The 9,335-nt window shown below is 62.7% G+C and carries 8 protein-coding genes, 1 tRNA gene and 1 pseudogene; 5 read left to right on the top strand and 5 right to left on the bottom strand.

Annotated elements, in window-relative coordinates; all coding sequences use genetic code 11:
• Nucleotides 1-184: 184 nt before the first annotated feature.
• Nucleotides 185-1,312, bottom strand: a complete 1,128-nt coding sequence (locus tag QZ501_RS13925; protein WP_295720337.1) for an HD domain-containing phosphohydrolase — start codon at nt 1,310-1,312, stop codon at nt 185-187.
• 302 nt (nt 1,313-1,614) lie between these two features.
• Here QZ501_RS13925 and QZ501_RS13920 point away from each other — a divergent pair, with 302 nt between their 5' ends.
• Together QZ501_RS13920 and QZ501_RS13915 are read left to right on the top strand one after the other, a co-directional pair.
• Complete coding sequence (locus tag QZ501_RS13920) at nt 1,615-3,762, top strand: flagellin (RefSeq protein ID WP_295720335.1); 2,148 nt, start codon at nt 1,615-1,617, stop codon at nt 3,760-3,762.
• 36 nt (nt 3,763-3,798) lie between these two features.
• Entirely contained in the window at nt 3,799-5,802 is a 2,004-nt protein-coding gene (locus QZ501_RS13915; protein ID WP_295720332.1) for a class I SAM-dependent methyltransferase, read from the top strand.
• On the opposite strand, the gene QZ501_RS13910 is transcribed toward QZ501_RS13915, so the two are convergent.
• Together QZ501_RS13910 and QZ501_RS13905 are read right to left on the bottom strand one after the other, a co-directional pair.
• On the bottom strand, nt 5,787-6,407 hold the full coding sequence (locus tag QZ501_RS13910; RefSeq protein ID WP_295720331.1) for a TIGR04282 family arsenosugar biosynthesis glycosyltransferase: 621 nt from the start codon (nt 6,405-6,407) through the stop codon (nt 5,787-5,789). The genes QZ501_RS13915 and QZ501_RS13910 overlap by 16 nt on opposite strands.
• Nucleotides 6,408-6,434: 27 nt before the next feature.
• A complete protein-coding gene (locus QZ501_RS13905; protein WP_295720329.1) occupies nt 6,435-7,109 on the bottom strand; it encodes a TIGR04283 family arsenosugar biosynthesis glycosyltransferase in 675 nt (224 codons plus the stop codon).
• A 112-nt stretch (nt 7,110-7,221) separates the two neighbouring features.
• Between QZ501_RS13905 and QZ501_RS13900 the strand changes: the two genes are divergently transcribed.
• Nucleotides 7,222-7,298, top strand: a tRNA-Arg gene (locus tag QZ501_RS13900).
• A gap of 78 nt (nt 7,299-7,376) precedes the next feature.
• Nucleotides 7,377-8,033, top strand: a complete 657-nt coding sequence (locus QZ501_RS13895; protein ID WP_095617797.1) for a hypothetical protein — start codon at nt 7,377-7,379, stop codon at nt 8,031-8,033.
• A gap of 12 nt (nt 8,034-8,045) precedes the next feature.
• Here the strand turns inward: QZ501_RS13895 and QZ501_RS13890 are convergent, their stop codons facing one another.
• Nucleotides 8,046-8,666: an L-threonylcarbamoyladenylate synthase gene (locus QZ501_RS13890; RefSeq protein WP_151441610.1), complete on the bottom strand. Its 621-nt coding sequence runs from the start codon at nt 8,664-8,666 to the stop codon at nt 8,046-8,048.
• A gap of 10 nt (nt 8,667-8,676) precedes the next feature.
• Nucleotides 8,677-8,994, bottom strand: a complete 318-nt coding sequence (locus tag QZ501_RS13885; RefSeq protein ID WP_151441609.1) for a BolA family protein — start codon at nt 8,992-8,994, stop codon at nt 8,677-8,679.
• Between the two features lie 71 nt (nt 8,995-9,065).
• Between QZ501_RS13885 and QZ501_RS13880 the strand changes: the two are divergent.
• Nucleotides 9,066-9,335 (top strand): annotated as a pseudogene (locus QZ501_RS13880) (DNA topoisomerase III); the annotation flags it as partial.

Here is a 9,335-nt window from a genome sequence, read left to right as displayed (position 1 = left end):
GTTGCCCTTAGACTGCTCACCAGGCGAACTGGTCGTGGATAACGGACTCTGGCTGACCTGCGGGGATGCCCTGGTTCCGGTAATGGTTCTGGCCGTCCCCGACGAAGGCGTGTTCAGCGGCGAACGTTTTGCTGAACTGTTCAAGGTGGAAAGCGGGGAATCCCTGAACGCTGGGTAGATCTTCTCAGCGAAGCAGCCGGGCCAGATCCAGCGACGGCCGGGGTTCCGTCACCACGGTCTGTTCAATCAGGGAATGTGTGCCGTCATCACGTCGCAGGATGGGATCGAGGTAGAAGTGCCCCTGTGGATTGGCCACACACAGCATCTCCAGCGGGCGTTCCCCCAGGGCCCGCTTGGCCACCACTGCCGTCTCACCGTTCCTGAGCTGCACGAGTGCACCGGGAGGGTGAACGGTCAGTGTGTTGTAGAGCGCCCTGTAGTGGGCCTTGTTCGGATCCTGCCGGGCCACATCCAGAAGGTAGCGCAGGGCGTCGTCCGTACGGTAGCGCTCACGATAAGCCCGGCGGGTAATCAATGCCACATAGCGTTCAGCCATGGCCAGGATACGCGCCGGCTGGCTGATGGCCTTCGCCCTGAGCCCGTTGGGGTAACCGGAGCCATCCCACTCCTCATGATGCTGGCGAATTGCCGTGATGATCGGCTCATCCGCAACACCGGCGGCCGCCAGCACCTCCGCGCTGCGCTCCGGATGCCGGCGGATGATGGCCCGCTGCTGGTCGGATAGTGTATTGCGCGAAGCATTCAACCGGTCCTGGAACGGCATCAACGCGATATTGGCGCTCAGCGCCGCAGCCACCAGCTGCTGGAGGGCCTCCTCCTCATAACCGAGCTCGCTCCCCACAAACCAGCACAGGAATGCGTAGAACAGCGTCTGCTCATGGACACTGGGCCTGGCGGCGTACACATGAATCAGCGCCAGACAGGCCTCGGGGTTGCTCATACCAGCCAGGCGCACCCGCTGAACCAGATCCATAAGCCGCTGGCGTGCGTCCTTCTGGCCACGTGCCAACGCATCCAAAGCACGCTCAAGGGAAACCAGCAGGAAACCATATTCGGCGAAGGGATCTATGGGGTTGAGCGAGTCCACCGCCGCCGCTTCAGAGATAAGAACCTCTTCCAGTCGCTCGGGTGGATGATAATAGCCCTGCGCCCGGAACCGCGCGCACTCCCCCTCTGTCTGGATCACATGCCCCTGGGGAGCAAGCTGTCGGTCCGAGGCGCTGTAAAGCGGCCACAGCAGCGGCCGCCCCACCTCAAGCAGATCCGGCGCAACCTGAACGGGCTGGCTCATCAAAACTGAATCCTTGTTCATCATTCCCGGGCGATGGCGTGAAGTCTAGCGCATGAAGACCGCACACGGCGACCCCGGAAAAGCGGCAAAAGCCTGCCAGAAAGCCGGCACATCTGCCGCAGAACCATCCCTATATGCCCCAGACCCTATCCATTTTTTATTTTATAAACAGAAGCCTGAAAATCATTCACCAGAATTGGCACACCCTTCGCTTAACCGGACTCAGCCGAATAATCTTTGATCGAACCAGGGCCGGCACCGGCAACACCCGGCCGGCAGAATAGAGGACGGAGGAAAAAGCCATGCCTCAGATCATCAATACCAACATCGCGTCCATCAACGCACAGCGCAATCTGGACCGAAGCCAGGAGGCAAACCAGACCGCGCTGGAGCGTCTGTCCTCTGGTCTGCGCATCAACAGTGCCGCGGATGACGCTGCCGGGCTGGCAATCTCGACACGGTTTGAATCCCAGACCCAGGGGCTCTCGGTCGGTATCCGTAACGCCAACGACGGCGTCTCGCTGGCCCAGACCGCGGAAGGGGCACTTGGCTCGATGACGGATAATCTGCAGCGTATCCGTGAACTCGCACTGCAATCCGCCAACGCCACTAACAGCGCTCAGGACAGGGAATCCCTCAATCAGGAGGTTCAGCAACTGAAAGCAGAGATCGGCAGGGTTTCCAAACAGACCAATTTCAATGGAACCAAACTGCTGGACGGATCCTTTGATGGCGCCACCTTCCAGATTGGTGCCAACCGGGGAGAAACCGTTGGTGTCAATATCCAGGGTGCAACCCTGGATAAGCTGGGGTCAGCCCAAACCGATGGCATAACCTCTTCTCCCTCAGATCAGGCATTAAGGGCCGGCGACCTTGTCATCAACGGCATCACTGTGGGTGGTTCCGTAGCCGCAGATGACGGCAAGTCGTTTGCCAACCAGAGCACTAGTGCCATCGCAAAAGCAGCGGCGGTCAACGAACGCAGCGATGAATCCGGTGTCCGGGCCGTAGTCAACGAAACATCCGTCACTGGCTCGGGCGTCGCCTCGGGGTCGGTTCCTACCTCACCCCAGGACATTACCATCAACGGCGAGACCATCACCCTGCCCGGTGGTGTCAGCGATGAACCCGAGTCCTTTCTCCGCTCGGTTACGGATACCATCAACAGTAAAAGCGGGCAGACGGGGGTAACGGCTACGTTCAATGACGACCCGTCGATTGGCATCAAGCTGACCGCGGAGGACGGCCAGAATATTACGATCGATGACGGCGATGGGGCGAATGATCTGGCCGCGCAGTACGGACTGCCTCCGACCGCTACTGATGGCGGCACCAACCAGGCATCGCGGACCTACACCGGCACCTACACGCTCATCTCAGAGGATGGAAGTGACATCGGACTGGAATCCGAGGGCGACATTTCCCGCTCAGGATTCCAGGCCGGGACCTACAGCGGCAGTAACAGTGGCGCCATCAGTAACGCCGTCAGCGGCGAAGCGCTTGAAGGCGATGACCTGACGATCAATGGCGTCACAATTGGCGGGAGCCTGAACAGCGACGATACCTCTTCCCCCGAAGAGACAAATCCGGCATCGAGCGCGGTAGCAAAAGCCGCTGCCATTAACCGTTCGAGCGATGCCACTGGCGTCACAGCGAAAGCCAACCCCACGGTGCTCACCGGCCAGACCATTGCTGAACCTGCAACCGGGGCCGGCGATACTGATGTAACGTTCGAAATCAACGGTGAGCCAATCACCGTGTCGGTTTCCGACGGCGCCAGTGCCTCAGAGCGGCAGGAGGCGGTTGTCAGCGCAATCCAGGAGAAGTCCGGTCGGACCGGCGTAACGGCTGAGGCATTTTCAACCGCTGGTGGGGATTCATTCAGACTGATCGCCGAGGAAGGGATCAATATCGCCGTCAGCGATTTTGATGGAACCGGCGGAACCACCGACTATGAGCCTGCCGACTTCGGTTTCGAGGCAGCTGCGACCAATGCACTTGGCAGCGGCGCGCAGATTAAACGATCTTCCGTTGCCCTGGAATCAGCCGGATCCATTGAAATAGGCACTCTGAGTGGTGATACGGCTGCCTCTGGCTTTGAGGCTGGCACTTACGGTGCCAATGAGTCAGGCCAGCTCATGCGGGACGTGGACATTTCAACAGTGGAAGGCGCCAACAAAGCCCTGACCGCAGTTGACAACGCCCTGAACCTGGTCAACCGCCAACGCGCCAACCTCGGTGCGGTTCAAAACCGATTCGAATCAACGATAGAGAACCAGGAGGTCGCCTCCGAAAACCTCAAGGCCGCCAATTCCCGGATCCGCGATGCGGACTTCGCTAAGGAAACTGCTGAACTGGCCCGAACGCAGACCCTGCAACAAGCTGGTCTGTCGATCCTGAGCCAGGCCAACCAGCAACCGCAGCAGGTTCTCCAGCTGCTCCAGGGCTAACCGCAAAACGACTGAACAACGAGATAGGGGATGATCATGCAGGCGCAGACCCAGCTGGAACAGGTAACCCGCGAACAGGAAGCGGCCATGGCCCGCCGCCTGCTTCAGGCGAATGAGCTCTACCGTTTTGCCAACAGCCCGGAGACAGAGCCGGCCATGCGCGGCCACGCCCGCCAGCAGGCGCGCGAGGCCCTGGATGTGGTTCTCGGTGCCCAGCCAGAACACCCGGAGGCCCTGAACCTCCTCGGCCGTGTCGCCATGGACGAGGGGCGCCTCGAGGAGGCCGGCGAAGTGTTGGGCCGGGCCCGGGTTGCAGCTCCGGATTCCGGCCAGGTTCTGGCCAACCTGGGCTATCTTGCGCTGATGCGTGAGGAGGCGGAACAGGCCGAAGCTCTGTTTGACGAAGCCCTGACCCATGAGCGCCAGTCCGCCCCTGCCTTCGCCGGTAAGGCCCATGCCCTGCGCCAGCAACAGCGCTTCGATCAGGCGTACCTGCACTACCGCACCCTGCTTGATCACGGCGCGGCCTGGGATTCCGTCTACGCCGGCATGCTCGAATGCGCTCGCCACCTGGACGTGCACCAGGCCGACAGCGCCCTTGCACAGGATGCCATCCGCCTCCTTTCCCACCCTGGCCTGCCCCACCAGGAACTGAGCCGCTTCGTCACCAACCTGCTGCGCCAGCAGTACGCGCAGGAAATGGCGCCGGGCGACTGGTTGCTGGATGCGGTTTGCGCGGACGAACTCCTGCTGCTGGCACTGGAAACCACACTGCTGGCGGACGCCGAGCTGGAAAGACTGATCACCCAGGCCCGCCGTGCCCTCCTGCTGGAGGTCCGCGACACCGGCGAGCTGTATGAATCCCGCCAGCGCCTGGCCATGGCGCTGAGCCGCTACGCCACGCGCACCGGTTTTGCCCAGGTGGTTTCCGAGGAAGAGGATGCCTTCATCCGGGAACTGGATGCCAACCTCAAGGTGGAACTGCGTGGCGACTTCCAGCCGGAGGAAGTCGCCGCTGGGCTAATCATCCGCAGCCTCTACGGCGCTCTCTTCCACCAGGGCTATGCCCAACACATCGGCCGTCTTGCGCTTGAGGACTGGCCGGAGGGCATGCAGCCACTGATGGCGGAGACCTATTACCACAAGGCCGAGGAAGAAGCCTACAAGCAGCAGTTCCAGGAGAAGCAGGATGAGCTGGCCCTGGCCCGCGCGGACCTGCCCCACGCCTGGCCCTGCTGGCATAACCTGCGCATCCACCATGAACAGCCACTCAAGCAGGAACTGGAACAGAGCCTGGGCATCGACACCAGCGCCTGGCCAGAGACTGTCCGCATTCTGGTAATCGGCGCCGGTTCCGGCCAGCACGCCATGGAACTGGCGAACTACTTCACGGACGTGGAGGTGGTCGCGGTGGATGAGAACCTGGCGGGTCTGGCCCACGGCAACCGTCTGGCGCAGGAGAAGGGCCTCAGCAACATCGTGTTCTGGCCCTATTCACTGGCCACGCGTTTCATCCAGGACGGCAACCAGGTGCAGATGGTGGAAATCCGCCAGCTGCCGTCAGAGGGCCATGACGGCACACCCATCAAGACGCTCGCCCAGCAGGCGCTGGGCAGCGGCGGGCTGCTGCACATCCACACCGGTGAGCACGGCGCCAGCCGCGTGGATGTGGCACTGCGCCGGATGATGGAGCGTCACAGACTGCAGCCGACCACGGAGACACTGCGGCGCCTGCGCCGGATGATCCTGAACAACCCGCAGCATGAGGCCTATCAGGAACTACTGAACGAGCCGGATTTCTACGCCACGGCCGGGTGCCGCAAGCGCTGGTTCTTCCCGGAGGACGGCAACCAGCTTCACGCGCTGATGGACAACCTCAGCAGTGAGGTGGACTGGAAGCTTCTGCGGGCCCGGGATACGGACGGGGCCAATCTGGCCACCGCGCCCGTGGTCCGCCAGCTCCAGGCCCAGGCGTTCGGTTCCGGCACCCAGAGCCTGGTCGGCCAGGGGCTGAGCCTGTACTTTCAGCGCAGGCGCTGAAAGCGCGCCCAGTCCTCGGGCTCGTCCACATCCCAGAGGGGCTCCAGGCATTCCACCTGGAGCCCTTTTTCGTGGAGAGCCGCCTGGGTCTGCGCCAGCGCCTGCTCACTGCCCCAGGCCGGCCCTTCAAGCATGCCCGGCACTGATCGCTTGGCACCGATCAGGACAAAGCCCCCGTCGTTCGAGGGGCCAATCACCACGTCCGCCGTCTCCAGTGTCTGCGCCGCCCTTCTGACGTAATCCGGCGTGACCGCCGGGCAGTCACTGCCCACGATCATGCCCGCACCGGCATGGGCAATGGCCTCGTCCAGCGCGTTGGCCATGCGCTCCCCGAGATCCGCGCCCTGCTGGACCCGTTGCGGAATGCCGCCCTTGCGCAGGCGCAGGAGAATGCCTTCAGCCTCAATGGGGGTCTCCGTCAGTTCCCGGTCCCACCAGAATGTGAGCGGGTAACCACTGTCCATCAGGTTCTTCAGAACCGTATCGGTGAGCACTAGATGGGCTTCCAGTGCCTTGCGCTCTCCCAGCTCGGCGGCAAGGCGGGTTTTGACCTGGCCCTTCTGGGGCCATTTGGCGAACTGCATCAACGCAGGTGGGTGCTGCATTATTATTGTTCCCTGTTCCGCTCCATGTCAGCTGCGATAGCGCCGGGCCAGCTCCTTCGGATCCACTCCCCGCCAGTAGGCCCAGCGCAGACGCCACATGAGTACGATGGTACGCCAGGGACCGTTCACCTCCCAGCGACGGCTGTCCGTGATTACCGAAGCCCGAATGCAGTAGGGGCGGGTGTAGCGCCGCAGTGTTTTACTCAACGCTACGTCCTCCATCAGCGGAATGGGTTCGTACCCGCCCACCCGTTCGAACAGGCTGCGGCGCACGACAATGGCCTGATCTCCGGTCGCAACGCCGGTCAGCCGCGAGCGCTGGTTCATGAACCAGGCGATCACTCGGAACAGCGGGCGGTTGCCGGAAAGGCGCACATCAAAACGCCCCCAGAGCCGATCACTGGCGGCGAATCGCTCCAGCCACTGCAGCGCATTGGCAGGGAGCCGGGTGTCCGCATGCAGGAACAGCAGCAGCTCACCGGTAGCCGCTGACGCCCCAGCGTTCATCTGGTTCGCACGCCCTCGGGGAGCGCTAATCCACCGGTCGAAGCGATCGCCAGCCGCCTCGTGGGTACCGTCCTCACTGCCCCCATCCGCCAGGATCACCTCACAGCCAGCGACCCGGAGCGGCTGCAGTGCGGCCAGTGTGGCCCCGATGCCCGCGGCTTCATTGAGCACCGGCATAATGATGGAAATCCGCAAGCTTACCCCCGGAAACGGACGAAAAGAGGGGCAGTCTAGGCCGGCCCGGTCACCACCGGCAACAACATGATTTGATGCCGGATGCAGAGCCCGCTACCATACGCACCTCTCCGCCCCTGTAGCTCAGCAGGATAGAGCGACGCCCTCCTAAGGCGTAGGTCGCAGGTTCGAATCCTGCCGGGGGCACCATATTCTGGCCTGAATCCTGCATACCCCTGCCCGTGAACGACGGAAAACCGGCAAACCTCTGCCAGGAGTGAACCGATCATGGGTATTCTGGATGCGGCACTGAACTTCGGGGCCCGGGCCATTCAGGGCACTGAGACCAGCGGGGCGCAGCAGAAAGCACCGCAGCAGGCCCCTGGGAGCGAGCCCGCGCCGGCCAAGACGGCGACCTCCATTGCCGACGAACGCGTGACGCTGCAAGACCGTGGTGGCAGCAATGTCAGCCTGGCGGATCTGCCCATGCAGGAGTTCAAGAATGCTGTGGCGCGGGACAGTGGTTTTGTGAAGGAAACCATCGGCACCAAGCTTCAGGAGCTGGAGGTGGATCTTGGCACCCGGATGGCGGTGCGGCGCAACAATCTGGGGGACATCGAGATGGAAGCCCAGATTCCCCAGGAGACCCGGGACCGCATCGAGAACGACCTCAACCAGAACCGGGCCTTCAAGGCCGCTTTCAACCGCCTGAGCACCAACCAGCCCACGGTGGAGTATCTGGAGAACGTCTCACGCATCTCCCAGGCCTACGGGGAAGGCAATTCCATGCTGGAGAGTCTTGTAAGCGAAAGCCCGGAGAACAACCGCCTCCAGGACATTGCCCACCGCTACCAGGAACTGCGCAAGCAGGTCATGACCGATGAATCCGGCCAGGGTCAGGATCCGGCGGCCGGCTTCGAGATCCGCTTCAACCAGCCGGCCTGACCGGCTTCATTCCTACTGGAACGGCGTAACGTCGCCCTTGCCCTCACGCAGCAGCACGGGTACGTCACCACACAGGTCCACAACCGTGGTCGGCTCGCGCCCGCAGTAACCGCCCTCGATCACCAGATCCACGTGGTGCTCCAGGCGGTCACGGATCTCCTCGGCATCACTCATGGGCCACTCGTCACCCGGCATCAGCAGGGTTGAGCTCATGATGGGTTCGCCCATCTCCGCCACCAGTGCCTCCACAATGCGGTTATCCGGCACGCGGATGCCGATCTGGCGGCGTTTGGGATGCAGCAGCCGGCGCGGCACCTCACTGGTGGCGTCCATGATCCAGGTATAGGGGCCCGGCGTGTGGGACTTGAGCAGCCGGAACTGGACGTTGTCCACCTTGGCGTAGGGGCCGATGTCCGACAGGTCCTTACACACCAGGGTGAAGTTGTGCTTGTCGTCCAGGTTGCGCAGCCACTTGATGCGTTCAGCCGCTTTTTTCTCGCCCAACGCGCAGCCGAACGCGTAGGCGGAATCCGTGGGGTAGGCGATCACGCCGCCCTGTTTCAGGATCTCCACGGCCTGGCGCACCAGCCGGGGTTGCGGGGTCTCCGGATGGATCTCAAAGAACTGGCTCATTGGCGCCTCCTCAGCCGGCCTGGGAACCGCCCATGCAGGGCGGGGACTCAGGCGCCCCACTCTCGCGGGACTGCCATTCGTCCGGAGTGTAGAGATGCAGCGTGAGCGCGTGGACCCCCTGTTTCAGCGGCTCATCCAGCGCGCCATAGACGGCCTGATGGCGACCCACGCGGCGTTTGCCCTCAAACGCACCCGCCACCATCACCACCTTGAAGTGGGTCTCGGAGTTGGGCGGCACCGCGTGCTGATGGCTTTCGTTCTCCACCGAAAGCACTTCAGGGCTGAAATGCTCCGTCAGGAGAGCCTCGATCTGGGAATGCAGCGACATGCCACCTCCGGCGTCCGCGGATTCGTTACAATGCGCAGTCGAGTCTAGCACAGCGTCCGGCAGGAGCCCGAATGCGCCTCTATATTGCGGAAAAGCCCTCACTGGCCCGCGCCATTGCCACCGCCATCACCAACAGCCCCCAGCGCCGGCAGGGCTACCTGGACTGTGGCGGCGGGGTATACGTGAGCTGGTGCGTGGGTCACCTGCTGGAGCCCATTGAACCCGGGGATTACCGCCCGGAATGGCGGCGCTGGCGCATGGAGCTGCTGCCCATGATCCCGGAGGACTGGCAGCGCCGCCCCAAAGAGGATGTGCGCGACCAGCTGACGGGGCTTGAAAGG

Origin of the sequence: uncultured Halovibrio sp. (assembly GCF_913056445.1) — a bacterium.
Classification (GTDB): domain Bacteria; phylum Pseudomonadota; class Gammaproteobacteria; order Pseudomonadales; family Oleiphilaceae; genus Halospina; species Halospina utahensis_B.
This window is presented reverse-complemented; position numbering and strand designations above follow the sequence as displayed.

Coding starts and splice junctions, on each gene's coding strand:
- QZ501_RS13890 (WP_151441610.1), bottom strand. CDS start 8,666: ATGAGCCAGTTCTTTGAGATCCATCCGGAGACCCCGCAACCCCGGCTG.
- QZ501_RS13920 (WP_295720335.1), top strand. CDS start 1,615: ATGCCTCAGATCATCAATACCAACATCGCGTCCATCAACGCACAGCGC.
- QZ501_RS13925 (WP_295720337.1), bottom strand. CDS start 1,312: ATGAGCCAGCCCGTTCAGGTTGCGCCGGATCTGCTTGAGGTGGGGCGG.
- QZ501_RS13910 (WP_295720331.1), bottom strand. CDS start 6,407: ATGCAGCACCCACCTGCGTTGATGCAGTTCGCCAAATGGCCCCAGAAG.
- QZ501_RS13885 (WP_151441609.1), bottom strand. CDS start 8,994: ATGTCGCTGCATTCCCAGATCGAGGCTCTCCTGACGGAGCATTTCAGC.
- QZ501_RS13895 (WP_095617797.1), top strand. CDS start 7,377: ATGGGTATTCTGGATGCGGCACTGAACTTCGGGGCCCGGGCCATTCAG.
- QZ501_RS13915 (WP_295720332.1), top strand. CDS start 3,799: ATGCAGGCGCAGACCCAGCTGGAACAGGTAACCCGCGAACAGGAAGCG.